A 26,176-nucleotide genomic window follows, 5' to 3' on the forward strand; every position below is an offset into this window, starting at 1 on the left:
ACTAATTGCCCGTGAGGCTTGTCCCTATAACCTTAGCAGGTTATATGATGAGCTTATTTGTTTGCCAAGGTGACTATCCATAAAGATAGCAACACCGTTTGGACAATCATACCCAACCGACCACACCCACCCCGGTGTGGCCGGTATAAAAAACTACTTCTTCTAAATTGCGCTCTTTGTTGCCACTACCGTGGAACAGGGAACGATACAAGTTATGCCTGATGACCATAGCGAGTTGGTACCACCCCTTCCCATCCCGAACAGGACCGTGAAACGACTTTGCGCCGATGATAGTGCTGCAACCAGTGTGAAAGTAGGTCATCGTCAGGCTTTTATTAAAAAACCCTCTGCATTCAACATGCAGAGGGTTTTTGCTTTGGGTTTTCAGTTTCCACCGCAGCACGATTTCCCGAAATTTCAGCTTTGACGCAACAAAACTACTGTGTTTTTAACCAGTTGTCCTGTATGATTCATTGATTCACATAAAGGCCAACTGCGATGATAGGTCGTCTTTCCGGGATTCTGCTCGAAAAAAATCCTCCTCAATTATTGATCGACTGCAATGGCGTCGGCTATGAGGTCGGCGTGCCAATGAGCACTTTCTACAATCTGCCGGAGCTGGGCGAGAAGGTCGCCTTGCTGACCCATCTGGCGATACGCGAAGATGCGCATGTCTTGTATGGCTTTGGCACGGCTGAAGAACGGAATGTTTTCAAGCAGCTGATCAAGATCAGCGGCGTCGGCGCCCGGACCGCCTTGTCCATCCTGTCCGGCATGTCGGTGCAGGATCTGGCGCAGGCGATCACCATGCAGGAAGCCGGCCGCCTCACCAAGGTGCCAGGCATCGGCAAGAAAACCGCCGAGCGGCTGTTGCTCGAACTGAAGGGCAAGCTGGGCGCGGACCTGGGACCGGTCGGCAGCCATCATGCCAGCGATGTCAGCGGCGATATCCTGAACGCCCTGATCGCACTGGGTTACTCGGACAAGGAAGCGATGCTGGCGCTGAAACAGCTGCCGGCCGATGTCAGCGTATCCGATGGTATCAAATTGGCACTGAAAGCCTTGTCCAAGCTATAAGCGGACAGGCAAAAGCTGATCATTATTGCTTTATTGATGGTGTGGATGTCTTTTTTTATATCTAATCGCTACAGTCTGGCTACAATCCGACCATGAGTATCCAAACCGACGATTTCGCCGAACAACGTATTATCGCTGCCACGCCGGCTTCGCCCAATGAAGAGGCGATCGAACGTGCCTTGCGGCCGAAGCAGCTGGACGAATACGTCGGCCAGGAAAAGATACGCGACCAGCTGCAGATATTCATCACGGCGGCCAGGCAGCGGCGTGAAGCGCTGGACCATACCTTGCTGTTCGGTCCTCCAGGCCTTGGCAAGACTACGCTGGCGCATATCATCGCGCGCGAAATGGGCGTCAACCTGCGCCAGACTTCGGGACCGGTGCTGGAACGCGCCGGCGACCTGGCTGCGCTGCTGACCAATCTCGAAGCCAACGATGTGCTGTTCATCGATGAAATCCATCGATTGTCGCCGGTTGTCGAAGAAATCCTGTATCCGGCGCTGGAAGATTATCAGATCGATATCATGATCGGCGAAGGCCCGGCAGCGCGTTCGGTGCGCCTGGACCTGCAGCCGTTCACCCTGGTAGGCGCGACCACGCGCGCGGGGATGCTGACCAATCCGCTGCGCGACCGTTTCGGCATCGTCGCCCGCCTTGAATTTTATACGCCGCAGCAACTGAGCAAAATCGTCACGCGCAGCGCTTCCTTGCTGGGCGCGCCGATCATGGACGAAGGCGCTTTCGAAATAGCCAAGCGCAGCCGCGGTACGCCGCGTATCGCCAACCGCCTGCTGCGCCGGGTGCGCGACTACGCCGAAGTCAAAGGCAATGGTGAAATCACCAAGCCGATGGCGGATGCGGCGCTGGTCATGCTGGATGTCGATCCGGTCGGTTTCGACATCATGGACAGGAAATTGCTGGAAGCGGTGCTGTTCAAGTTCGGCGGCGGTCCGGTCGGTCTGGACAACCTTGCCGCCGCCATCGGTGAAGAACGCGACACCATCGAAGATGTGCTTGAGCCGTACCTGATCCAGCAGGGATACCTGCAGCGTACGCCGCGCGGCCGTATTGCGACCCCGCTGGCATACAGCCATTTTGGCGTGGCGGCGCCGCGCACCGGGCCCAACGGCGAGTTATGGGGGCAAAATTAATTCGCCCACGGAAGCCGACGCCAAAGCTGTGCCCGGGCAGCCGGCAGCAATGCAGATCTGGGTTGACGCCGATGCATGTCCCGGCGTCATCAAGGAAATCCTGTTCCGGGTGGCCGATCGGTTGCACATTGTAGTGACCCTGGTCGCCAACAGGTTGTTAAGGGTGCCGCCTTCGCGGTTCATCAAGGCGGTCCAGGTGGCGTCCGGTTTCGACGTCGCCGATCGCGAAATTGTTCGATTGCTGCAAGCGGGCGACCTGGTGATTACCGCCGATATCCCGCTGGCGGCAGATGTGCTTGAAAAGGGCGGCAACGCCTTGAATCCGCGTGGCGAGTTTTATACCAGGGACAACATCCAGCAGCACCTGACGATGCGTAATTTCATGGATGAGCTGCGCGGCAGCGGTGTGGAAACCGGCGGTCCGGCGGCATTCAGCCAGAGCGACCGTCATCTGTTCGCAGCTCAGCTTGACCGGTTTCTGCAGAAGTCGCGGAATCGATGAATGTTTCTGATCAAGGCAGGACCGCGGGCCCGGTGTCGTCCCGCAATCCAGGTGTCGAAATGTCAATGTTTCTGCGCTTGTGTAAAAATTGAACGTCACAGACAATACGATAGCCTTCACTAATAGTGTGCAAGTCAACCATGCTTATGTCTACCAAAGCTAACCGTTACGCCAACCAGCTTCTGGATGCGCGGGCGCGTGCCAAATTGATGCCGCTGTTGTCGGCTGCCGATGCCCTGTCGCCGATGGATGGGTATGACATCGGCAAGCGCATCCTGGATGCCAGCATCAGCCAGGGCGATTCCCCGGTCGGCCGCAAGGTCGGCTTCAGCAATCGCACCATCTGGCCGAAATACGGCATCACCGAAACCATCAATGCTCCGATCTGGGCGCACGTGTTCGACAGTACGGTGCGTTACGCCGAAGATAACCGCGGAATCCAGAGCCTGGAAGGCGCCTTGCAGCCGCGTATCGAACCGGAGGTGGTGTTCAGCCTGGGCCGGACGCCGGCGCCGGATGCCGACCTGGAAGAAATCGCCGACTGTATCGAATGGATGGCGCATGCCTTCGAAATCGTGGTGTGTCCTTTCCCCGACTGGAAATTCGAGGCGGTCGACGCGATCGCTGCGTTCGGCCTGCACGGCACGCTGATTGTCGGCGAGCCGCACATGCTGTCGACGGCCACCCGCCGCAACCTGGCCAGCATGCTGGCCAACGCCAGCGTTTCGCTGTCGTGCTGCACCGAAGACTCGGTGACCCTGTGCGGCGCCGGTTTCGGCAGCGACGTGCTGGATAGCCCGGTGCACGCCTTATGGCATTTGCACCAGGTGCTGAATGCGCAATCGCAGTTCACGCCTTTGCAGGCCGGTGAAATCATCACCACCGGCACCTGGACCGACGCCTACCCGGTGCAGGCCGGGCAGACCTGGGTCACGGCATTTTCAGGAATCGCGCTGCCGGGCTTGACTGTATCCTTCGTGTAAGCCGGCTGAAGCAGCGCCAGGCAAAGAAAAATGCCGTTCAGCGAATCGCTTGAACGGCATTTTTTCGAGCGGCCCAGCGGCCGGCCAATTATTCTTCGCGTAGCCAGGTCTGGGTGCGGCCAAGCATAGGCACGCCGATATAGCCGCGTACATTCAGTTTTTTGCCGTCCTCGATGAGCGCCATCTTGCTTCTGTAGACCTTGCCGTTGTCCGGGTCAAGGATGGTGCCGCCGTTGTATTCGTTGCCATCTTTCTTCATGCCGTTGATGATGGTCATGCCGAGGATAGGCTGGTCTTTCAGTTCGCCCTGGCATTTGACGCATTTCGGATTCTGGTCCTGGCTGGGATCGCGCAGCAGTTTCTCGATCTTGCCGCGCAGTTCGCCATTGCTTTCGGTAATGCGGATCAGCGCTTTCGGCTTGCCGGTATGGTCGTCGATATTCTTCCACAGGCCGACCGCCGAACTGGTGTTCTGGGCGAACGCGCCGAAAGCCAGCAAGGCGCTGCCGGCGATTGCCGTCATCAAAAGTTTCTTCATGTTTTGTCTCCTGTCTCTATCGCATCGGCCTGCATTGCTGCAGGCCGGTGCATTCATATTATTAAGAAATCAAGATACTTTTAATTTTGCAAACTGTTCTCGCAACTTTTCAAGGGTACCCGAAAAATTGACCAGGCGTTCTTGCATCTGCGCAACCACCTGTGCCGGTGCTCTTGCCACAAAGCTTTCATTGCTCAGTTGGACCTGCGCTTTCGCAATCTCTCCTTCTATACGAGCGATTTCTTTGCCCAGGCGTTCCCGTTCAGCTGCAACATCAATTTCTACCTTGAGCAGCAGCTTAGCATCGCCGACTATCGAGACCGGGGCGGGCGATTCGGGTAGAGTCTCTACTACTTGCACCTCTGCCAACTTCGCAAGTGCCTGCAGATATGGCGCGAACGACAGCAGCGTAGCCTGTTGCGTTGCCGAACCCGCAATGACCAGCGGCACCCGCGTCGCCGGCGACAGCTGCATTTCGCCGCGCAGGTTGCGGCAGGCATCGGTCAGCGCTTTCAACTGGGTCATCCAGGCTTCAGCGTTTTCGTCGATCTTTTCCAGGTCAGCTTCAGGATAAGGCTGGCGCATGATGGAGTCGCCGGCCGGATCGAGCGTCTTGCCGGTCAGCGGCGCCACGCTCTGCCACAAGGCTTCGGTGACAAACGGAATGACCGGGTGCGCCAGGCGCAGCACGACTTCCAGCACGCGCAGCAAAGTGCGGCGGGTAGCGCGCTGTTGCGCTTCGCTGCCTTGCTGGATCTGCACCTTGGCGACTTCCAGGTACCAGTCGCAATATTCGTCCCAGACGAACTTGTAGATGGCGGAAGCGATATTGTCGAAACGGTAGTCGGCAAAACCCTTGGCGACTTCGGCTTCGGTGCGCTGCAGGAGCGAAACGATCCAGCGGTCGGCTTGCGAGAACTGCAGCTTTTCCTTGTCGCACACGCCAGGCGTGTGGCCGTCGAAACCGCAGTCCTTGCCTTCAGTGTTCATCAGCACGAAGCGGGTGGCGTTCCACAGCTTGTTGCAGAAATTGCGGTAGCCGTCGCAGCGGCCGAGGTCGAAATTGATGTTGCGGCCGAGCGTCGCCAGCGAAGCGAAGGTAAAGCGCAGCGCATCGGTGCCGAAGGCCGGGATGCCGTCGGCGAATTCCTTGCGGGTTGCCTTGGCGATGCGTTCCGCGTCCTTCGGCTTCATCAGGCCGACGGTGCGCTTGGCGACCAGTTCTTCCAGCGTGATGCCGTCGATCAGGTCGATAGGGTCAAGCGTATTGCCTTTCGACTTCGACATTTTCTGGCCGTTGCCGTCGCGTACCAGGCCGTGCACATACACGGTCTTGAACGGTACCTTGCCGGTGAAGTGGGTGGTCATGATCACCATCCGCGCCACCCAGAAAAAGATGATGTCGAAACCGGTGACCAGCACCGAGGACGGCAGGAACATCTTGTAGTCCGGCGTTTCTTCCGGCCAGCCCAAGGTCGAGAACGGCACCAGCGCCGATGAGAACCAAGTGTCGAGCACGTCGTCGTCGCGCCGCAACGCGCCGGTATAGCCGGCGGCGGCAGCCTTGGCTTGCGCTTCCGCTTCATTGCGGGCGACATAGATCTTGCCGTCGTCAGCATACCAGGCCGGGATCTGATGGCCCCACCACAGCTGGCGCGAAATGCACCAGTCCTGGATATTGTTGAGCCACTGGTTGTAGGTGTTGTTCCAGTTTTCCGGAATCATCTGGATTTCGCCGTTGGCGACTTTCTCCAGTGCGACTTCGGTAATCGATTTGCCAGGGAAGTGCGTGCCTTCCGGAGCCGGCTTGCTCATGGCGACAAACCACTGGTCGGTCAGCATCGGTTCGATCACCACGCCGGTACGGTCGCCGCGCGGCACCACCAGCTTGTGCGGCTTGACCGATTCCAGCAAACCTTGAGCATCGAGGTCGGCGACCATCTGCTTGCGGGCCACGAAACGATCCATGCCCTGATACTGGACCGGGCCGTTTTCGTTGATCTTGGCGTCCAGCGTCAGGATGGTGATCTGCGGCAGCTGGTGGCGCTGGCCGACTGCGTAATCGTTGAAATCATGGGCCGGCGTGATCTTCACGCAGCCGCTGCCGAATTCCTTGTCGACGTAGCTGTCGGCGATGACCGGGATTTCGCGGTCGGTCAACGGCAGCTTCAGCATCTTGCCGACCAGGTGGATATAACGTTCGTCAGTCGGATCGACCGCGACCGCAACGTCGCCCAGCAGGGTTTCAGGACGCGTGGTGGCGACCGTCAGGTGGCCGCTGCCATCGGCAAACGGATAACGGATATGCCACATCGAACCGTCTTCTTCTTCCGACGCCACTTCCAGTTCCGAGATCGCGGTGCCCAGCACCGGGTCCCAGTTCACCAGCCGTTTGCCGCGATAGATCAGGCCCTGTTCAAACAGCCGTACAAACACTTCCACCACGGTGCCGGACAGTTTTTCGTCCATTGTGAAATATTCACGGCTCCAGTCGGTCGAGGCGCCCATGCGGCGCATCTGGCCGGTAATGGTCGAGCCGGACTGCTCTTTCCATTCCCAGACTTTTTCGACGAATTTTTCACGGCCGAGGTCATGGCGCGAAATATTCTGCGCGTCGAGTTGCCGTTCGACCACGATTTGCGTGGCGATGCCGGCGTGGTCGGTGCCCGGGATCCATGCGGTGTTGAAACCGCGCATGCGGTGGTAGCGGGTCAGGCCATCCATGATGGTCTGGTTGAAAGCATGGCCCATATGCAGCGTGCCGGTGACGTTGGGCGGCGGCAACTGGATGCTGAAAGACGGTTTGTCGGCGTCGGTGGTGGCGGTGTAGTACCCGCGCTTTTCCCACTCGCTGCGCCAGAATTGTTCAATCTCGGCAGGGTCGAAAGACTTGGCTAATTCCATGATTTATTGGGGTTCTTTGCTAAAGCGATCTAAAACGGTGATTATAAAGTACGCAGCCGACTCGCTCCTAGTATTGGGGCCGGGCAGACAGGGTTTTTTGACGTAAAGACAATCGTATGGACGGATTTGCCACGGAAGCCGGCTTCTATACTTGATCTGGGATAAGGAAACCCGGATTTTCGATATACCGCAAGCCGGTTGCGGGTGTAAAATCCTTTCCGCTGCCTCGGGATTCAAACACCGCGGCAATGCAACGCTAGGGGTCCTGATTGCTGAAATGCCAATGCAATCGGGTGAGAAATACCCTCGAACCTGATCTGGGTAATGCCAGCGAAGGGAAGCTGTCGAGATGTAACCGGCCGGTTCACAAGACGATTTACAGCCTGTACTGTGATCCCGCGCCACCAGACTCGAAAACTCCTTTGCTGGCTCCAAGCCATGAATTACAAGCAAAGGAGCCAATATGAACGCCAATCCAAAATTCTTGTCCGCCACAGCAACGGTGGATGAAGCCGCAATCCATCCCCTGCCGAATTCCCGCAAGATATACATCACCGGCTCGCGCCCCGATATCCGCGTGCCGATGCGGCAGATCAGCCAGTCTGATACGCCGGCTTCGTTCGGCGCCGAAAAGAATCCGCCGATCTATGTCTACGACACCTCGGGACCGTACAGCGATCCTGATGTAAAGATCGATATCCGCTCCGGCCTGGCGACGCCGCGCCTGCCGTGGATCATGGAGCGCGACGATACCGAAGAACTGCCGGGCCCGAGCTCGGAATACGGCATCGAACGCCTCAACGATCCCAAGCTGGCCGAACTGCGCTTCAACCTGCACCGCAAGCCGCGCCGCGCCAAGGCTGGCAAGAACGTCTCGCAGATGCACTATGCGCGCCAAGGCATCGTCACGCCGGAAATGGAGTTCGTGGCGATCCGCGAAAACATGCGCCGCAAGGAATACCTGGAAGAGCTGAAAGCTTCCGGCCCGATGGGCAACAAGCTGGCCGACCTGATGGGCCGCCAGCATCCTGGCCAGTCGTTCGGCGCCTCGCTGCCTGCCGAAATCACGCCGGAATTCGTGCGCGACGAAATCGCCCGCGGCCGCGCCATCATTCCCGCCAATATCAACCACCCGGAAATCGAACCGATGATCATCGGCCGCAATTTCCTGGTCAAGATCAACGCCAACATCGGCAACTCCGCAGTGACCTCGTCGATCGGCGAGGAAGTCGAAAAGATGACCTGGGCCATCCGCTGGGGCGGCGATAACGTGATGGACCTGTCGACCGGCAAGCACATCCACGAAACGCGCGAATGGATCATCCGTAATTCGCCGGTGCCGATCGGCACGGTGCCGATCTACCAGGCGCTGGAAAAAGTCAACGGCAAGGCTGAAGACCTGACCTGGGAAATTTTCCGCGATACCTTGATCGAGCAAGCCGAGCAAGGCGTCGACTACTTCACCATCCACGCCGGCGTGCGCCTGCAATACGTGCCGATGACGGCCAAGCGCCTGACCGGCATCGTCAGCCGCGGCGGCTCGATCATGGCCAAGTGGTGCCTGGCGCATCACCGCGAATCGTTCCTGTACGACCATTTCGAAGACATCTGCGAAATCATGAAAGCCTATGACGTCAGCTTCAGCCTCGGCGACGGCTTGCGTCCTGGCTCGATCTACGACGCCAACGATGAAGCGCAGCTGGGCGAGCTGAAGACCCTGGGCGAACTGACCCAGATCGCCTGGAAGCACAACGTGCAGGTGATGATCGAAGGCCCGGGCCACGTGCCGATGCACCTGATCAAGGAAAACATGGACCTGCAGCTGGAGCAGTGCCACGAAGCGCCGTTCTACACGCTCGGACCGCTGACCACCGACATCGCGCCAGGCTACGACCACATCACTTCCGGCATCGGCGCCGCCACCATCGGCTGGTACGGCACGGCCATGCTGTGCTACGTCACGCCGAAGGAACACCTGGGCTTGCCGAACAAGGTCGACGTCAAGGACGGCATCATCACCTACAAGATCGCGGCGCATGCGGCCGACCTGGCCAAGGGCCATCCCGGCGCGCAGATCCGCGACAACGCCCTGTCGAAAGCACGCTTCGAATTCCGCTGGGAAGACCAGTTCAACATCGGCCTCGATCCGGACAAGGCGCGCGAATTCCATGACGAAACCCTGCCCAAGGATTCCGCCAAGGTGGCGCATTTCTGCTCCATGTGCGGACCGCATTTCTGTTCGATGAAGATCACCCAGGAAGTGCGCGAATACGCCGCCGCGCAAGGCATTTCCGACATCGCTGCGTTGAAGCAAGGGATGGAAGTAAAAGCCATCGAATTCGTCAAGAACGGCGCGGAAATCTACAGCAAACAGTGAGACCGATGATGGAAATCGTACTCAACGGTGCGCCGCATCCGCTGGCCGACGGCGAGAACCTGCAACAGCTGATCACGGCGCTGGAGCTGGCCGGGAAGGCGGTGGCGGTCGCCGTCAACCGGCAAGTGGTGCCGGCCAGCCTGTGGCCGCAGCGCATCTTGCAGCCGGAAGACAAGGTTGATGTAGTGCGTGCGATAGGAGGCGGCTGAAGCCGTTCCTGTCGGACTGCACGCGACTCAATGACAGAAAGGAATTGAAATGGACCTGAACTCGAGCCCTGCGACGGGACAACCAGACACCGGCCTGACCATCGCCGGCAAAACCTACAGTTCGCGGCTGCTGGTCGGCAGCGGCAAGTACCGCGACCTGGAGCAGACGCGCGCCGCCACCGAAGCCAGCGGCGCCGAAATCATCACGGTAGCGATTCGGCGCGTCAACATCGGCCAGGATCCGAAAGCGCCCAACCTGCTGGATGTGGTGCCGCCGTCGCGCTACACCATCCTGCCCAATACCGCGGGTTGCTACACCGCGGCCGATGCGATCTATACCCTGCAGCTCGGGCGCGAACTGCTGAACGGGCACAAGCTGGCCAAGCTGGAAGTGCTGGGCGACGAGCGCACGCTGTTCCCCAACATGCCGGAAACCTTGAAAGCGGCGGAAGCCCTGGTCAAGGACGGTTTCGACGTCATGGTGTATTGCAGCGACGATCCGATCCAGGCCCGCCTGCTGGAAGAAATCGGCTGCGTCGCGGTGATGCCGCTGGCGTCGCTGATCGGCTCCGGCATGGGCATCCTGAATCCGTGGAACCTGTCGCTGATCATCGAGCAGGCCAAGGTGCCGGTGCTGGTCGACGCCGGCGTCGGCACTGCGTCTGACGCGGCGATTGCGATGGAGCTGGGTTGCGACGGCGTGCTGATGAATACCGCGATTGCCGGCGCCCAGGATCCGATCCGCATGGCGCGGGCGATGCGGCTGGCGATCGAAGCCGGGCGCGAGGCGTTTCTCGCCGGCCGGATTCCGAAGCGCTTTGCGGCGTCGCCGTCTTCACCGATGGCCGGACGACTCAAGTGAGCGCCGGCGCTGCATCACCGGCCTGCGTGCTGGTGTTTTCCGGCTCGGATCCAAGCGGCGGCGCCGGTTTGCAGGCCGACATTGGCGCGATTGCCGCGTTGGGCGCGCACCCCTTGTCGGTAGTGACGGTGCTGACGGTGCAGGATAACGAACGGGTGTTCGGCGTCCACCCGGTGGCGGCCGACCTGGTGCGGCAGCAGGCGCAGGTTCTGGTCGACCGGATTGCCATTGCCGCGGTCAAGCTGGGCATCGTCGGCAATCGCGCCAATGCTGAAGCGATTGCCGCCGTCATCCGTGACCTGCGCTCGCGGCAGCCGGACTTGCCGGTGGTGTTCGATCCGGTGCTGGCGACCGGCCATGGCGACAGCCTGGCCAGTGAAGATCCAATCGCAGCGCTGTCGCCTTTGTTCGAGCTTGCCACGGTGATTACGCCGAACCGGATCGAGGCCGACCGTTTATGCGGCGCCCAGGCCAGCCCGGAGCAGCAGGCCGCGCTGTTGCTTGAGCGTGGTTGCGGGCATGTGCTGCTGAAGGGCGGCCATGGCCCGGAACCCGACGAAGTCTTGAACCGCTGGATCAGCAAGGCGCAGCAGCGCAACTGGCGCTGGCCGCGCTTGCCGGGCGAGTTCCACGGCAGCGGCTGCACGCTGGCGGCGGCGCTGTCTGCGCTGCTGGCGCAGGGCCGGGATATGGAACAGGCAATCGATGCAGCCCAGGCATATTGCCAGCAGGCGTTGGCGGAATCGTATGCGATAGCGGCCGGACAGCGCATTCCCAATCGCATTCTGCCGTTCTTAAAATTACGAGGATAAAGCGATGAAGGGTCTATACATTGTCACGCCCGACTGGGATGACACCGACAAACTGCTGCGTGTCAGCGAGCAGGCTTTGCAGGGCGGAGCAGCGCTGCTGCAGTACCGGCACAAGACCGCGGATGCCGCGCAACGGCGGCAGCAGGCTGAAGCCTTGCTCAAGCTGTGCCGGCGTTATGAACGGCCCTTTATCGTCAACGACTATGTCGAACTATGCATCGAGCTGGGAGCGGACGGCATCCACGTCGGCGGCACCGACGCCAGCGTGGCTGAGGTGCGGGCGATGGTGGGAGCGGACAAGATTGTCGGCGCTTCCTGCTACGGCGACCTGGAACTGGCGCGTGCCGCATACCGCGCCGGCGCCAGCTACATAGCGTTCGGCGGTTTTTATCCTTCGCGCGTGAAGAAGTATCCCGTCACCACGCCGCCCGACATCGTGACCCGCGCCAAGGCGCAGATCGCGGTGCCGAACGTGGTGATCGGCGGCATGACGCAAGAGAATGCAGTGCCCCTGATTGCCGCCGGCGCCGACATGGTGGCGGCCATCAGCAGCGTCTACCTGGCCGACGATCCGGTTGCCGCGGCGCGCAGCTTCGCCGCCTTGTTTGAAAACCGTTAAGCAACGATAGCCGCGGCCGTAACCGCGATCATCCGTTTGATAGGGAACCGTTCAGGTTTCCAGCAGGCTGCGCAGCATCCACGCATTTTTTTCATGCAGCTGCATGCGCTGCGTCAGCAAGTCCGCGGTCGGTTCATCCGACGCGGCGTCAACTACCGGGAAAATCGAACGCGCGGTGCGGGTGACGGCTTCCTGTCCCTGCACCAGCTGCTGGATCATGGCGGTCGCGTTCGGCACGCCTTCTTCTTCGGTGATCGAGGTCAGCTTGGAGAACGCCTTGTAGGTAGCCGGGGCAGGGTAGCCGAGCGCGCGTATCCGTTCTGCGATCAGGTCCACCGCCAGCCACAGTTCGTTGTACTGGGTTTCGAACATCAGGTGCAATGTATTGAACATCGGCCCGGTGACGTTCCAGTGGAAATTATGGGTTTTCAGGTACAGGGTGTAGGTGTCGGCCAGCAGCTTGCTGAGCCCGTCGGCGATTTTCCTGCGATCCTTGTCGCTGATGCCGATATCGATGACTGCGACGTTTTTCTTTACCATTGTGCTGCTCCTTCTAACAGTGATGTATGAAGACTTGCAGCTCGATTTTAAGTCAATTCGCCGCAGGCAAAGCAATGCCCGCGTTTTTCCGGACCTAGCCCGGGACGGCGGTGCCGGAAGCCGGCTGCGCGCGGCGATACATGCTGACAGTCAAAGCTACTGCGGCCAGCGACGCCACGGCAGCGAACAGGAATACCTCGGGGTAGCCGAACTGGCTCACGATCAATCCCGCCAGCGGGCCGGTGACGCCCAGCGCCAGGTCGAGGAACACCGAATAGGCGCCGAGGGCGCTGCCGCGGTTATTGGCCGGCACCAGGTTGACCGCTTCCACCCCGAGCGCAGGGAAGATCAGGGCAAAACCGAAGCCGGTGAGCGAAGCGCCGACCAGCGCCAGCGCAGGCGAACCGGCCTGCCACAGCAGCAGCAAGCCAAGCGCCTCGACCGAAAAACAGATGATCGCCACCCGGAAGCCGCCGAAGCGCGAAATGGTGCTGGCGAACAGCAGGCGCGCGCCGACAAAGAAGGTACCGAACAAGGTCAGGGAAAATGCCGCGTTCGGCCATTGGTGGCTGGCGTAAAACAAGGTGATGAAAGTGGCGATGGAGCCGAAGCCGATCGAGCCCAGGGCCAAGCCCATGCCGTGCGGAAATACCTTGCGCAATACGTGCTGGAACGGCAAGTGTTCGCCGCGCACCACGGCCGTTGCCGCTTTCAGGCGAGCCAGCAGGAAACCGCCCAGCGACAGCACGGTCACGGTAGCTCCGACTGCAGCCAGGCCCCAGGCATGGTTGATCACCACGCCCAGCGGCGCGCCGATGGCCAGCGCGCCATAAGTGGCGATGCCATTCCAGGAAATCATGCGCGCCGTGTGCTGGGCGCCGACCCGGCCTATGCCCCAGGTAATCGCCCCGGTGCCGACCATGCTTTCGCCGCAGCCAAGCACCAGCCGGCCGATCAGCAGGATGGCCAGGCTCAGCGCCGGTATCTGCGGAAAGAACCCCGCAGCCAGCAAGAACACGCCGCTGACGCTGCAACCGGCCAGGCCGCGCAGGACGGCGGTCTTGGGACCGACCGAATCCGCCATGCGGCCCGCGAACGGCCGGCTGAGCAAGGTCGCCAGGTATTGCATGCTGATCGCCAGGCCCGCCAGCACTGAGCTGTAGCCGAGGTCGGTATGGACGTAGCCGGGCAGCACAGCCAGCGGTATGCCGATTGCCAGATAGCAAATGAATGTAAAAAATGCGGTGGAAACGATGTGAAACGTTACTGCGGTCCCGGACAACGGCTGGCTGGCGCGGTCGAGACGAACTTCTTCGGGCATGGTGGAGGACGACTTGGTTGATGGTGACGGAGGGATGCAATGATGCAATGCGGTATTTTACTCTTCCGGCCCGGATGCTGCAGGCGGCCCGCCACCAGGGCGGACGCGGCCCGGCGACGGCTGCCGTGATCGCGGCATCAGGCGAGCCTCCGCACAGCTTATAATGCAGGGATGCAAAATCTTCTTCATAACCTCAATCCAGAGCAGCTCGCGGCAGTCACCTTGCCGGCGCAATCCGCACTCATCCTGGCCGGCGCCGGTTCCGGCAAGACGCGCGTGCTGACCACTCGCATCGCCTGGCTGATCCAGACTGGCCAGGTATCGCCGTCCGGCGTGCTGGCGGTGACGTTCACCAACAAAGCGTCAAAGGAAATGATGATGCGCCTGTCGGCGATGTTGCCGATCAATACGCGCGGCATGTGGATCGGGACTTTCCATGGCTTGTGCAACCGCCTGCTGCGCGCCCACTATCGCGACGCCGCTTTGCCGCAGACCTTCCAGATCCTGGATTCGCAGGACCAGTTGTCGGCGATTAAGCGTTTGCTGAAATCGCTCAATGTCGACGATGAAAAATACCCGCCGCGCAACCTGATGTATTTCATCAACGGCGCCAAGGACCAGGGCTTGCGCGCCAACGAAGTCGAGGCGAACGACGATTACAACCGCAAGTTCGTCGAGCTGTACGATTTGTACGACCAGCAATGCCAGCGCGAAGGCGTAGTCGATTTTGCCGAGCTGCTGCTGCGCACCTATGAACTGCTGAGCCGCAACCAGCCGCTGCGCGAGCATTACCAGTCGCGCTTCCAGCATATCCTGGTGGACGAATTCCAGGACACCAACGACCTGCAGTACAAATGGCTCAAGCTGATGGCGGGCCAGCGCGGCTCAGTGTTTGCGGTGGGCGACGACGACCAGAGCATCTATGCTTTCCGCGGCGCCAATGTCGGCAACATGAGCGCTTTCGAGCATGAGTTCCGGGTTGAGAACCTGATCAAGCTGGAGCAGAATTACCGTTCGCACGGCCATATCCTGGACAGCGCCAATACCCTGATCGCCAACAACAGCAAGCGCCTCGGCAAGAACCTGCGCACCGACGCCGGCCACGGCGAGCCGGTGAGGATCTACGAAGCTACCAGCGACCTGCAGGAAGCGCAGTGGATCATCGAAGAAACCAAGAGCCTGATCAACGAAGGCGCCAGCCGCAGCGAAATCGCCGTGCTGTACCGCTCGAATGCGCAGTCGCGCGTGATCGAACATGCCTTGGTGGCGTCTGGCATCCCTTACCGGGTGTACGGCGGCCAGCGCTATTTTGAACGTGCCGAGGTCAAGCACGCGATCGCCTACCTGCAGCTGATGGACAATCCGCACAACGATTCGGCCTTTCTGCGCGTGGTCAATTTCCCGGCGCGCGGCATCGGCGCTCGCTCGCTGGAGCAGCTGCAGGATGCGGCCAAACAATACGGCATCTCTTTGTATGCAGCGGTGCCGCATGTGGCCGGCAAGGCTGGCGCCACGCTCGGTTCCTTCCTCAAGCTGGTCGAAGGCGGGCGCTTTGAAACCCAGCATCTGCCGCTGCCGGAAATGGTGCAGGTGGTGCTCGACCTGAGCGGCCTGATGCAGCATTACCAAAATGAAAAAGAAGGCGCCGACCGCATCGAGAATCTGGAGCAGCTGGTGAATGCTGCGACCCTGTTTGTTTCGGAAGAAGGTTATGGCATCGATGCGCCGGCCTTGCTTGGGCCCAAGGCGCAGGCGGTGTCAGGAGCGGCCATCACCACCGCCGACGGCGTCGAGATCTTCGATGCCGATGCGCCGCTGTCTGCGGTGATGTCGCCATTGTCGGCCTTTCTTTCGCATGCGTCGCTGGAAGCTGGCAACAACCAGGCCCAGGCCGGCGAGGAAGCCTTGCAGCTGATGACGGTGCACTCGGCCAAGGGGCTGGAGTTCGATGCGGTGTTCATTACCGGGCTGGAAGAGGGGCTGTTCCCGCACGAGAATTCACAGAAAGAGGACGCTGGCGTGGAAGAAGAGCGGCGCCTGATGTACGTCGCCATCACGCGCGCGAAAAAGCGGCTGTACATGAGTTTTTCGCAAACCCGGATGTTGCACGGCCAGACCCGCTACAACATGCGCTCGCGCTTCTTTGACGAGTTGCCGGAAGATGCGCTGAAGTGGCTGTCGCCCAAGGTGCAGCAGCATAGCTGGTTCGCCAATGCAAAATCGGCCTGGGACGAGGCGCCCGAGAAAGCTGCCAACAATATCTCCAAGAACTTCGGCCGGCGCGATATCGGCTGGCGCATTGGCGAGAACGTGGCGCACCTGAAGTTTGGCGAAGGCGTGATCGTGAATATCGAAGGCAGCGGCGGCAACGCCCGCGCCCACATCAATTTCGGCAAGCATGGCATGAAGCTGCTGGACCTGAGCGTGGCGAAACTGGAGAAGGTTGCCTGAGGAGGGGGCGGGTTATCCCGCCCGCCGGCGCTTATTCCTGCGTAGGGGCTTCTACCGTCGGCGGCAAATCTGCCTCGGGTTTGCCGAAGATGTGGGTGTAGGTCGGGTAGAAAGAGCAGTACATCACCACCGTCAGCGCGATCGACAGCGGCAGCAGGATCATGATCGTGACCGCCTGGTTGCCGACCAGTACCGCAATCAGCACGCTGACGATCGCCGGCAGCACAACGCCGATGCCGGCCCAGGCCAGCCCGTATACGGTGAAGGCCTTGATTTCACGCGATACCGCAAAGAAGCTGTAGAAAATGGCTTTCGATACACCCATGTTTTTCCACATGATGAGCGGCGCTGCATACCAGAACGCCATTGCTGCCGGCGCATAGACCGCGGCGGAAAACAGCATCGCCAGCGACATGCTGGAGTCCTGTATCTCTTTGGGATCGAGCGCGGCCTGGCCGGTGATCGTTTTCCAGAACACGCCGCCGTCGATCAGGGTCGAGGCGGCCAGGGCGACGAACGCCGCCACCAGGTACAGGGCGCCCAGGATCAGCAGGTTTTTCAGCGCCGGCGAGCGAAAGCCGACCATCAGCAGGTTGGGATAGACGCGCTTGCCCTGTTCAATCAGCAGGCAGGCTTGCATGAAGGACATGGCGAATACCGGGACCAGCATCAGCGGCAGCAATTGTCCCAGCAGCGGCACGAAGCTGAGCAGCAGCATCAGGAACATGTAAGCCAGGAATAGAGTGGATATTTCGGCCGGCTGTTTGCGGAACAGCGCAAACCCTTCCTTGATCCATATCCATCCGGTTTTTGCAGGCAGTTTTTCCATTGTTTCAATCAAGAATTTTGCTTAATGACTTGGTTTAATACAAGGCTTTAAGGCTTGAATACAGGGCCGGGGCAGGGTGCGCCACACGTTGCCGCAGAATCCGCTCGAAATGGGCCGGATCGTGCGGCGTCAGCATTTCCGCCGCACGCGGCAAATAAAAATCGTAGAGCCGCGACAGCCAGAAGCGCAGGGCGCCGGCACGCAGCATGGCTTGCCAGGCGCCTTGTTCGGCGGCGCTGAACGGCCGTACGGCATGGTAGGCGTCCAGCATGGCCCTGGTCCGGGCCGCATCCAGCTCGCCGCTGGCCAGGTCTATGCACCAGTCATTGACCGTGACCGCCAGGTCGAACAGCCAGGTATCGCAGCCGGCGAAATAGAAATCGAAAAATCCTGTCAGCCGTTCGCCGTCGAACATCACGTTGTTGCGGAACAGGTCGGCATGCACCGGTCCGCTGGGCAGCTCGCCATAAGCTTGCGAGGCGGCGAAGCTTTCCTGGAACGCCATCTCGCTGCGCAGCAGCTGCTGGCCGTCTTCCGGCAGGTAAGGCAGCACCACAGGCGTGGTTTCGCGCCACCAGGACAAGCCGCGCAAATTCGGCTGGCGGATCGTAAAGTCTTGTGCCGCCAGGTGCATTTTTGCCAGCATCGCGCCTACTTCAGCGCAATGTACCGCCGCCGGCGCCAGCTGGCAATCACCCTCCAGCTTGGTGACGATGGCCGCAGGCTTGCCGTGCAGCGGATTGATGATCCGGCCTTGCTGGTTGGCGATAGGCTCGGGCACCAGCACACCGCGCTGCGCCAGGTGGCGCATCAATTCCAGGTAAAACGGCAGCTGCTCGAAACTGAGGTTTTCAAATACCGTCAGCACATACTCGCCGCGCTCGGTATCGATGAAAAAATTGCTGTTTTCGATGCCGGACGAAATGCCCCTGATTGCCAGTGCCTTGCCTAAGGAAAAGGGAGGGATCCACTGCGTGAGATCGTCTAGCGTGACGGGGGTAAATACTGCCATGGGGAAAATCGGAAAAGGACAAGATTCGGACAAGGTTCAGGCCGGGTTGGAATGAATATGCGGCAAATGCGCAGCGGTTTTCCGCGCATCGGCCGCATGGCTGCTCAGGAATTGCAGGCTAGTTCTTGGACGGCGCCACTGTCGGCGGCGGCAATCCTGCATCGCCGTCAGCCTGCACGGCTTCGCCTTCCTTGCGGGCTTTTTTGCCCAGGTCGAATTCCTTGATCTGCCATTGGGCGCCGCGTACCGGGCCATCGCCCGGCTGCAAGGTGCCGGCCTGCGACTGCGGCTTCACATAGTAAGTGCTGCCGCCGCTGGTGACCTTGACTTCGGTAACCTTGCCTTGTTCGCGTTTTTGGGTCATGTCGGCAGGGCCTTCGCCCGGCTTGCGGATGGAGACGGCCGGCGCTTCGCCTTCTTCCAGCTTTTGCAGCTCGGGCGGCGGCGGCGCGGCGGTCTTGGCCGCCTGTTGTGCATTGACCAACAACGGCGTTGCCAACGCGGCAATACATACTGCCAGCAACTGCCAGGCTTTGGATTTATTCATGAGAATTTGGCTACCTTGAATTAAAACAAGATGGAAGTCTTCATTGTAACAAACCACCGGCCCCTATAGGCGATAAGGGGGCCGGGAATCTGTCGGCCAGCGCTTGCTGCGGGTTTACAGCAACACGCTGGCGTGGCGGTCGGATTCCGCCATGACGGTTTCGCCCGCTTCGTAGAATTTCACCACGGCAGCAAGGATTTCGGCCGGATCGTCCAGCACCTGGATCAAGTCCATGTCCTTGGCCGCGATCATGCCGTCGCCCACCAGCTGGGTGCGGAACCAGTCCAGCAAACCGCTCCAGAAGCTGCTGCCGACCAGGATGATCGGGATGTGGCGGCATTTGCCGGTCTGGATCAGCGTCAATACTTCGGTCAGCTCATCCATGGTGCCGAAGCCGCCCGGCAGCACGATGTAGGCATCGGCGTAACGCACGAACGCGACTTTGCGGGCGAAGAAATGACGGAAGCTGAGCGAGATGTCTTGCCACTTGTTTCCGCTTTGCTCATGCGGCAGTTCGATGTTCAGGCCGACCGATGGCGATTTCCCTTCAAATGCGCCTTTGTTGGCCGCTTCCATCAGACCCGGGCCGCCGCCGGAAATCACGGCAAAACCTTCATCGGAAAAACGCCGCGCGATATCCTTGCACAAGGGGTAATAAGGATTATTTTCCTTGATCCGGGCCGAGCCGAAGATCGATACCGCGGGATGCAACTCGGAAAGGCGTTCGGTCGACTCGATAAATTCTGCCATAATCGTGAACATATGCCACGATTCGCGCGCCTTCTTGGAAGTTGCGCGTTCGATGTCCGTCACTTGCCGCAAACGCGGCACATTTTTTCCGTTCAATTCCATATGCAAAAAACCCTGCTGTTAGTTGATGGTTCCAGTTATCTCTATCGAGCTTTCCATGCCTTGCCCGATATGCGCAATGCTGCCAATGAACCGACCGGCGCGATGTACGGGATCATCAATATGTTGCGCCGCCTGCGCCTCGATTACCCCTCAGCTTACCTTGCCTGCGTGTTCGATGCAAAAGGTAAAACTTTCCGCGACGACATGTACGCCGACTACAAGGCAACCCGGGCATCGATGCCGGAAGACCTGGTTAAACAGATTACGCCGATTCACGCCGCCGTGCGCGCCATGGGCTGGCCGATCCTGATGGTCGAAGGCGTGGAAGCCGACGATGTGATCGGCACCCTGACCGTGCAGGCGGTGAGCCACGGCATGCAGGCCATCGTCTCGACCGGCGACAAGGACCTGGCGCAGCTGGTCAACGACGATGTGACGCTGATCAACACCATGAACAACGAAACGCTGGACCGCGCCGGCGTGATCGCCAAGTTCGGCGTGCCGCCTGAACGCATCGTCGATTACCTGACCCTGATCGGCGATACCGTCGACAATATTCCCGGCGTCGCCAAGGTCGGGCCGAAGACTGCCGTCAAATGGCTGGCGCAATACGACACGGTCGACCAGGTGATCGCGCATGCGGCCGATATCGGCGGCGCCGTCGGCGAGAACCTGCGGCAAGTGCTGGACTGGCTGCCGAAGGCGAAGGAACTGGTGACGGTAAAAACCGATTGCGACCTGAGCGCGCACATGGTGTCGATCCCGGAATCGCTGAAGGCGCCGGAGCAGGACAAAGAGATGCTGATCGAATTGTTCACGCGCTATAACTTCAAGACCTGGCTGCGCGAACTGAGCGCACCGGGCAATGCCGCCGACGCCGCCGACAGCGCAGGAAAAACCGCCGCGGCCGCTGCCGACGGCAAACCGGGCGCGGCCGAACCGGCCCAGAGCAGCCTGTTTGCAGCGGTCGAGCGGCAGTACGAAACCGTGCTGACCGAAGCCCAGCTGGACCAGTGGCTGCAGCGCATCGACAAGGCCGGCTTGACCGCGGTGGATACCGAAACCACTTCGCTCGAGCCGATGACTGCCCAGCTGGTCGGCATCTCGCTGTGCTGCGAGGTCGGCATCGCCGCCTATATTCCGGTCGCGCACCGCTACCAGGATGCGCCGGCGCAGTTGCCGCGCGAATTCGTGCTGGAAAAAATGCGCGCTTGGCTGGAAGATGAGAGCAAGCCCAAGGTCGGCCAGAACCTGAAATACGACAGCCATATTTTCGCCAACCAGGGCGTCAGCCTGCGCGGCATCGTGCACGATACACTGCTCGAATCGTATGTGTTCGAATCGCACCGCAGCCACGATATGGACAGCCTGGCTTTGCGCCACCTGAACCACCAGACCATCACCTTCCAGGAAGTGTGCGGCAAGGGCGCCTCGCAGATCGGTTTCGACGAAGTCGAGATCGGCCGCGCCACCGAATACGCGGCAGAAGATGCCGACATCACGCTGCAGCTGCACCTGGCCATGTGGCCGCACATCGCCGACGACGCCAAGCTCAGGTTCATCTACGAAAAAATCGAAGTGCCGACTTCGGTCGTGCTGCAAAAGGTCGAGCGCAACGGCGTGCTGATCGACGCCAGCCTGCTGGCGACGCAATCGAATGAGCTGGGCAAGCGCATGCTGGAGATCGAGCAGCTGGCTTATGAACTGGCCGGCCAGCCTTTCAACCTGAGCTCGCCCAAGCAGCTGGGTGAAATCCTGTTCGACAAGCTCAAGCTGCCGGTGGTCAAGAAGACGCCGTCTGGATCGCCTTCCACCGATGAGGAAGTGCTGCAGAAACTGGCGGAAGATTATCCTTTGCCGAAGGTGCTGCTCGACTATCGCAGCCTGTCCAAGCTGAAGTCGACCTATACCGACAAATTGCCGAAGATGGTCAATCCGAACACCGGCCGTGTGCACACCAACTATGCGCAGGCGGTGGCGGTGACCGGACGGCTGGCGTCCAACGATCCCAACCTGCAGAACATCCCGATCCGCACCGCCGAAGGCCGGCGCATCCGCGAAGCATTCGTGGCGCCGGCGGGCAGCGTGATTGTCTCAGCCGACTATTCGCAAATCGAACTGCGCATCATGGCGCACATCTCGGGCGATGAAAACATGCTGCGCGCCTTTGCCGAAGGGGTGGATATCCACCGCGCCACCGCCGCCGAAATTTTCGGCACGCCGGCAGCGGAAGTCAGCAGCGAGCAGCGCCGTTACGCCAAGGTGATCAACTTCGGCCTGATCTACGGCATGAGCGCGTTCGGCCTGGCCGGCAACCTCGGCATAGAGCGCGCCGCGGCGCAGATGTATATCGAAAAATATTTCATGCGTTTCGCCGGCGTCAAGCAGTTCATGGACATGACGCGGGTAGAGGCCAAATCGCAAGGTTACGTCGAGACGGTGTTCGGCCGCCGCCTGTGGCTGCCGGAAATCAATTCACCCAACGGCCAGCGCCGCCAGGGCGCCGAACGAGCCGCGATCAATGCGCCGATGCAGGGTACGGCTGCCGACCTGATCAAGTTGTCGATGATCGCGGTGCAAGGCTGGATCGAAACGGAGCGGTTAAAATCCAAGATGGTCATGCAGGTGCACGATGAGCTGGTGCTCGAAGTGCCAGAGGACGAACTGGCGCTGGTGCGCGAAAAGCTGCCGCAGCTGATGGCTGGCGTGGCTGAACTAAAAGTGCCGCTGATTGCCGAAGTCGGAGTAGGCAAGAACTGGGACGAGGCGCACTGAGGACAACGCGCACACGGTTTCTGCGATAGCTGAAGGTCAACTTTAAAGGAGAGCTTGATGCCGAATTTGAAAGAAGATTTCGATAGCCTGGTGGCGAAAACCAGTTTGTCCGACGGCGTGGACCGCCGCACTTTCATGAAAACCGCCTTGGGCACAGGCTTTGCCGCCGCCGTGCTGCCGGTAACGGCGCAGACCGTGATCAAGACCGATGCCGAGGGCCTCACGGCCGGCGCGCTGGACATTGAGGAAAACGGCCTGAGCGTACCGATCTACCGCGCGCAGCCGGAGGGGAAAACCAATTTGCCGGTGGTGCTGGTGGTCTCGGAGATTTTCGGGGTGCACGAGCATATCGCCGATATCGCGAGGCGTTTCGCCAAGCTGGGCTACCTTGCGATTGCGCCGAACCTGTTCAAGCGCCAGGGCGATCCGGCGGCTTTCGCATCCATCCCGGAGTTGTATGTCAACGTGATTTCCAAGGTGCCGGACGACCAGGTGCTGGGCGATCTCGATGCCTGCGTGGCCTGGGCCAAGAAAAATGGCGGCAATGTCAGCAAGCTGGCGATCACCGGTTTTTGCTGGGGCGGCCGCATCACCTGGCTGTACGCCAGCCACAACCCCAAGGTCAAGGCTGCCGCAGCCTGGTACGGCAGCCTGGTCAAGGGCAAGGACCCCGAAGGCAAGACCGAGGCTGAAATCAAGGCGTTGACGCCGAAGCAGCCGGTCGACATCGCGCCGACCCTGAAAGTGCCGGTGCTGGGTTTGTACGGCGCCAAGGACCAGGGCATCACGCAGGACCATGTGGCGCAGATGAAAGCGGCGCTGGCCAAGGGCAGCAGCAAGTCGGAGATCGTGGTGTATCCGAATTCCGGCCATGCGTTCAACGCCGATTACCGCCCCAGCTATGTTGAAGCAGATGCAAAAGACGGCTGGAAGCGTACCTTGGCCTGGTTCAAAGAGCATGGCGTGAGCTGATGCCGATGCTTGTTTCTGGGCGCCTGGCGTCCAGAAACAGAAATCTTTGCTGGCGGCCTTCAGGTCGGAATAAACAGTTAAAAAGCAGTTAAATTTGCCGAAATGCAGCAGCTGTGCTTTAATTTGCAACCTTGTTGCATATAACGCTGTCTGCCGGAGCAAAAAAATTAATTCCACACTCGTTTCAATCCTCCTGGCGACCATGATCGCCGGTCTCTTCAGCATTACCGCCGCTGCCGTTTTTTCGTTCGCGCTGCTATCCAAGATGGTCGAGCGCATGGTCAGCCTGTCGGTCGGCATCATGCTGGCGACTTCCCTGCTGCACGCCTTGCCGGAAGCGTTCGAGTCGAATGCCGACAGCCACACGCTGTTCGCCGTGCTGCTGGGCGGCCTGCTGGCGTTTTTCGTGCTGGAAAAATTCGCCATCCTGCGCCATTCGCACCATCACGAAGACGACGGCCACGGCCATCACCACGGCCACGACAAGAAAGAGGCGGGCAAAGCCGGCTGGATGATCCTGGTAGGGGACGGCTTGCACAACTTTACCGACGGCATCCTGATTGCCGCCGCTTTCCTGGCCGATCCGCACCTGGGCCTGATCACCGGCCTGGCCATCATCGTCCATGAGATCCCGCAGGAAATCGGCGATTTCATCGTGCTGCTCAACGCCGGCTTTTCGCGCACCCGCGCTTACGTGTACAACCTGATCTGCAGCCTGATGGCGGTGGTCGGCGGCTTGCTCGGCTATTTCACCCTTGAGCGCGGCATGGAATGGATTCCTTACGTGCTGGTGTTCGCCTCATCGGGATTCATCTATATCGCCGTCAGCGACCTGATGCCGCAGATGCAGCGCCGCGCTACCTTGCGCGAAACCATTCCGCAGATCCTGCTGATCGGTGCCGGCGTCGCCATCGTGCTGTTCCTGACGCGCCACGCTCACAACCATTAAACCCTAGGGGCAGGCAAAAACCTGCCCCTGGCGGTTTTATGCACCCTTGGCCATTGGCCGCGTCGCATCCGAACACCATTCGCTCCACGATCCCGGATACAAGGCAGCGCCATGCAAGCCGGCGATTTCCAGCGCCAGCAGGTTGTGGCAGGCGGTGACGCCCGAACCGCATTGCATGACCGCCGCCTGCGGTTCGCTGATCAGGGCGCCGAATTCCTCGTGCAATTGATGGCCCGGCTTGAACCGGCCGTCCGCTTGCAGGTTGTCTTTGAAGAAACGGTTCTTGGCGCCGGGAATGTGGCCGCCGACCGGGTCTATGGTTTCATTTTCTCCGCGAAAACGATCCGGCGCGCGGGCGTCGACGATGGTGCGCCGCGGGTTGGTCAGGTTGACCAGGATGTCATGCGCATTCACGCTCGCAGTCAGCGGCGGCTTGGCGCCGATGCTGCCGGCCGCAGGTGTTGGTTCCGCGGTCGACAAGCCGCCGCCCGCCGCCTGCCAGGCCGCCACGCCGCCGTCCAGCACCGCGACCGAGCTGTGGCCGATGGAGCGCAGCAGCCACCACAGGCGGGCCGCATACATGCCGCCCTGGGCGTCGTAGGCGACGACCTGGGTATCGTCGTTGATGCCCCATCGCCGCAGCGTCGCCAGCAAGGCATCTTTTTCCGGCAATGGATGGCGGCCCTTGAAACTGCCGTCGGCCGCCTGCTTGGCGCCGGAAAGATCGCGGTCGAGGTTGGCAAAGCGGGCTTCAGGAATGTGGCCGGCATCGTACGCAGTCCTGCCGGCGGCGGCATCCGCCAGGTCATGGCGGCAGTCGAGGATGACCCAGTTGGGGTTTTGCGCATTCTGCAGCAGGTTCGCGGCAGAAATCAGCGTCTGGTAGGGATGGGCTTGAGACATGGCATTCCTTTTATCAAGTGTGTGTCAGGTGATGCAGGGCAACGTTCATATACGCACAAAGGGTGGCCTAGCCAGCCACCGGTTTTTCCTCATGCAAAGAGCTGAGTGGACGCGCCTTCTTTTGATTATAAAACGTTGCCAGCAAACCGCTGACAAGGATTACGGCAGTGCCAAGCCAGCCGCGCCAGTCCATCTGGTCGCGCCAGATAAGGATGCCCCAGATGCTGGAAAAGACAATGCCGGTGTATTGCAGGTTTGCAGTCAATAGCGGATTGCCAAGGCGGTAGGCGCGCGTCATGGCCATCTGCGCCAGCGTGGCCGACAGGCTCAGCGTGACCAGCAGGCTCACGCCTTGCACGGTGTGCGGATGCCAGAACGGCATGCCGCCGCCAGGCAGCAAGGTGCTGCCCGCCAGGCCGGCAAGGGCGCTGGTGCTGGAAAAATAGAATACCACCCGGTATTCCGGTTCGCCCAGGGTGCCCAGGCGCCGCACCTGCAGGTACGCTACGGCCGAGAGCAGGCCGGACGCCAGCGCGATCATGCCGCCCGTGGTCTGTTCGGCATTGAACGATGGCCGCAGCAACAGCATCACGCCGATGAAGCTGAGCAGGATGGTGAAAGCCATGCCCCATTCAAAGCGGCCGCTGCCGCGCCACCAGGCAGCGCCGAACAGGATTGCCGCCAGCCATATCGAGGAAGTGTAGTTGAGGGTGGTGGCGGTCGCCACCGGCAGCAGGCTGAAGGAATAGAACCACATCGACAAGGCGATGACGCCGATCACGCCGCGCCAGATGTGCTCGCGCGGCATAGGGGTCTTGAGGGTGCCGCCTTTCACCAGGATCAGGACGATGATGAACAGCATGCCGATCAGGCCGCGGCTCAGGACGATTTCAGCGATGGAATAATGGTCGGCGGCGAGCTTGACGCAGACCCCCATGATGGAAAACATGAGGCTAGCGAACAGCATCCAGAGTGATTGCATGGGGCGGGA

At 60.3% G+C, this 26,176-nt stretch carries 23 protein-coding genes, 1 rRNA gene and 1 riboswitch; of the genes, 14 read left to right on the forward strand and 10 right to left on the reverse strand.

Features of this window, described 5'->3' with window-relative positions; genetic code table 11:
• Positions 1–217 precede the first annotated feature (217 nt).
• From rrf to BM062_RS10505, 5 genes are all read left to right on the forward strand, one after another.
• Positions 218–330 (forward strand): 5S ribosomal RNA (gene rrf, locus BM062_RS10485).
• 168 nt (positions 331–498) lie between these two features.
• Complete coding sequence (ruvA, locus tag BM062_RS10490; RefSeq protein WP_092396545.1) at positions 499–1,077, forward strand: Holliday junction branch migration protein RuvA; 579 nt, start codon at positions 499–501, stop codon at positions 1,075–1,077.
• Positions 1,078–1,169: 92 nt separating this feature from the next.
• The gene (gene ruvB, locus BM062_RS10495) at positions 1,170–2,228 is read left to right on the forward strand and encodes a Holliday junction branch migration DNA helicase RuvB (RefSeq protein WP_092396547.1); all 1,059 of its coding nucleotides are present in this window, start codon (positions 1,170–1,172) and stop codon (positions 2,226–2,228) included.
• A 49-nt stretch (positions 2,229–2,277) separates the two neighbouring features.
• Complete coding sequence (locus BM062_RS10500; RefSeq protein ID WP_092396549.1) at positions 2,278–2,730, forward strand: YaiI/YqxD family protein; 453 nt, start codon at positions 2,278–2,280, stop codon at positions 2,728–2,730.
• Positions 2,731–2,870: 140 nt separating this feature from the next.
• A complete protein-coding gene (locus tag BM062_RS10505; RefSeq protein ID WP_092396551.1) occupies positions 2,871–3,713 on the forward strand; it encodes a 2-keto-4-pentenoate hydratase in 843 nt (280 codons plus the stop codon).
• A gap of 88 nt (positions 3,714–3,801) precedes the next feature.
• Here the strand turns inward: BM062_RS10505 and BM062_RS10510 are convergent, their stop codons facing one another.
• Both BM062_RS10510 and BM062_RS10515 read right to left on the reverse strand, forming a co-directional pair.
• Positions 3,802–4,236, reverse strand: a complete 435-nt coding sequence (locus tag BM062_RS10510) for a DUF2147 domain-containing protein (RefSeq protein ID WP_371326578.1) — start codon at positions 4,234–4,236, stop codon at positions 3,802–3,804.
• A gap of 84 nt (positions 4,237–4,320) precedes the next feature.
• Positions 4,321–7,155: a valine--tRNA ligase gene (locus BM062_RS10515; protein WP_092396555.1), complete on the reverse strand. Its 2,835-nt coding sequence runs from the start codon at positions 7,153–7,155 to the stop codon at positions 4,321–4,323.
• Between the two features lie 248 nt (positions 7,156–7,403).
• Positions 7,404–7,511, forward strand: a riboswitch (TPP riboswitch).
• Between the two features lie 107 nt (positions 7,512–7,618).
• Between BM062_RS10515 and thiC the strand changes: the two genes are divergently transcribed.
• Genes thiC through thiE form a run of 5 tightly spaced genes read left to right on the forward strand, consistent with a single transcriptional unit; the run spans position 7,619 to position 12,034 of the window.
• Positions 7,619–9,532: a phosphomethylpyrimidine synthase ThiC gene (gene thiC, locus BM062_RS10520; RefSeq protein WP_092396557.1), complete on the forward strand. Its 1,914-nt coding sequence runs from the start codon at positions 7,619–7,621 to the stop codon at positions 9,530–9,532.
• Positions 9,533–9,540: 8 nt separating this feature from the next.
• Complete coding sequence (thiS, locus tag BM062_RS10525) at positions 9,541–9,741, forward strand: sulfur carrier protein ThiS (RefSeq protein WP_092396856.1); 201 nt, start codon at positions 9,541–9,543, stop codon at positions 9,739–9,741.
• Between the two features lie 49 nt (positions 9,742–9,790).
• Positions 9,791–10,603 carry a thiazole synthase gene (locus tag BM062_RS10530; protein ID WP_092396558.1) on the forward strand — a complete coding sequence of 271 codons (813 nt, stop codon included), beginning with the start codon at positions 9,791–9,793 and terminating at the stop codon, positions 10,601–10,603.
• Entirely contained in the window at positions 10,600–11,415 is an 816-nt protein-coding gene (locus BM062_RS10535) for a bifunctional hydroxymethylpyrimidine kinase/phosphomethylpyrimidine kinase (protein ID WP_092396560.1), read from the forward strand. Before BM062_RS10530 ends, BM062_RS10535 begins: the two co-directional genes overlap by 4 nt.
• Before the next feature lie 4 nt (positions 11,416–11,419).
• Positions 11,420–12,034, forward strand: coding sequence for a thiamine phosphate synthase (gene thiE / locus BM062_RS10540; protein ID WP_092396562.1), 615 nt, complete (start codon positions 11,420–11,422; stop codon positions 12,032–12,034).
• 51 nt (positions 12,035–12,085) lie between these two features.
• On the opposite strand, the gene BM062_RS10545 is transcribed toward thiE, so the two are convergent.
• Both BM062_RS10545 and BM062_RS10550 read right to left on the reverse strand, forming a co-directional pair.
• Positions 12,086–12,574 (reverse strand): Dps family protein, encoded by a 489-nt coding sequence (locus BM062_RS10545; RefSeq protein WP_092396564.1) that lies wholly within the window; start codon positions 12,572–12,574, stop codon positions 12,086–12,088.
• A 94-nt stretch (positions 12,575–12,668) separates the two neighbouring features.
• Positions 12,669–13,895, reverse strand: coding sequence for an MFS transporter (locus BM062_RS10550; protein ID WP_092396566.1), 1,227 nt, complete (start codon positions 13,893–13,895; stop codon positions 12,669–12,671).
• A gap of 171 nt (positions 13,896–14,066) precedes the next feature.
• Between BM062_RS10550 and BM062_RS10555 the strand changes: the two genes are divergently transcribed.
• Positions 14,067–16,346: a UvrD-helicase domain-containing protein gene (locus BM062_RS10555; RefSeq protein WP_092396568.1), complete on the forward strand. Its 2,280-nt coding sequence runs from the start codon at positions 14,067–14,069 to the stop codon at positions 16,344–16,346.
• 31 nt (positions 16,347–16,377) lie between these two features.
• Here the strand turns inward: BM062_RS10555 and BM062_RS10560 are convergent, their stop codons facing one another.
• The 4 genes from BM062_RS10560 to BM062_RS10575 form a co-directional block, all read right to left on the reverse strand.
• Positions 16,378–17,175, reverse strand: coding sequence for a BPSS1780 family membrane protein (locus BM062_RS10560; protein ID WP_092396570.1), 798 nt, complete (start codon positions 17,173–17,175; stop codon positions 16,378–16,380).
• A gap of 34 nt (positions 17,176–17,209) precedes the next feature.
• On the reverse strand, positions 17,210–18,187 hold the full coding sequence (locus BM062_RS10565; RefSeq protein WP_092396572.1) for a homoserine kinase: 978 nt from the start codon (positions 18,185–18,187) through the stop codon (positions 17,210–17,212).
• 118 nt (positions 18,188–18,305) lie between these two features.
• On the reverse strand, positions 18,306–18,734 hold the full coding sequence (locus BM062_RS10570) for a DUF2782 domain-containing protein (RefSeq protein WP_139220023.1): 429 nt from the start codon (positions 18,732–18,734) through the stop codon (positions 18,306–18,308).
• A gap of 114 nt (positions 18,735–18,848) precedes the next feature.
• Positions 18,849–19,586 carry an LOG family protein gene (locus tag BM062_RS10575; protein ID WP_092396574.1) on the reverse strand — a complete coding sequence of 246 codons (738 nt, stop codon included), beginning with the start codon at positions 19,584–19,586 and terminating at the stop codon, positions 18,849–18,851.
• Here BM062_RS10575 and polA point away from each other — a divergent pair, their 5' ends adjacent.
• From polA to BM062_RS10590, 3 genes are all read left to right on the forward strand, one after another.
• Positions 19,587–22,361 carry a DNA polymerase I gene (polA, locus tag BM062_RS10580; protein ID WP_092396576.1) on the forward strand — a complete coding sequence of 925 codons (2,775 nt, stop codon included), beginning with the start codon at positions 19,587–19,589 and terminating at the stop codon, positions 22,359–22,361.
• Positions 22,362–22,418: 57 nt separating this feature from the next.
• Positions 22,419–23,333: a dienelactone hydrolase family protein gene (locus tag BM062_RS10585; RefSeq protein WP_092396578.1), complete on the forward strand. Its 915-nt coding sequence runs from the start codon at positions 22,419–22,421 to the stop codon at positions 23,331–23,333.
• 202 nt (positions 23,334–23,535) lie between these two features.
• Positions 23,536–24,282 carry a ZIP family metal transporter gene (locus BM062_RS10590; RefSeq protein WP_254785034.1) on the forward strand — a complete coding sequence of 249 codons (747 nt, stop codon included), beginning with the start codon at positions 23,536–23,538 and terminating at the stop codon, positions 24,280–24,282.
• A gap of 36 nt (positions 24,283–24,318) precedes the next feature.
• Here BM062_RS10590 and BM062_RS10595 read toward each other — a convergent pair whose 3' ends face one another.
• Complete coding sequence (locus tag BM062_RS10595; protein WP_092396580.1) at positions 24,319–25,185, reverse strand: sulfurtransferase; 867 nt, start codon at positions 25,183–25,185, stop codon at positions 24,319–24,321.
• 67 nt (positions 25,186–25,252) lie between these two features.
• Positions 25,253–26,167: a DMT family transporter gene (locus tag BM062_RS10600; protein ID WP_092396582.1), complete on the reverse strand. Its 915-nt coding sequence runs from the start codon at positions 26,165–26,167 to the stop codon at positions 25,253–25,255.
• Positions 26,168–26,176 lie beyond the last annotated feature (9 nt).

The organism is Collimonas sp. OK412 (assembly GCF_900112135.1).
Taxonomy (GTDB): Bacteria; Pseudomonadota; Gammaproteobacteria; order Burkholderiales; family Burkholderiaceae_D; genus Collimonas; species Collimonas rhizosphaerae.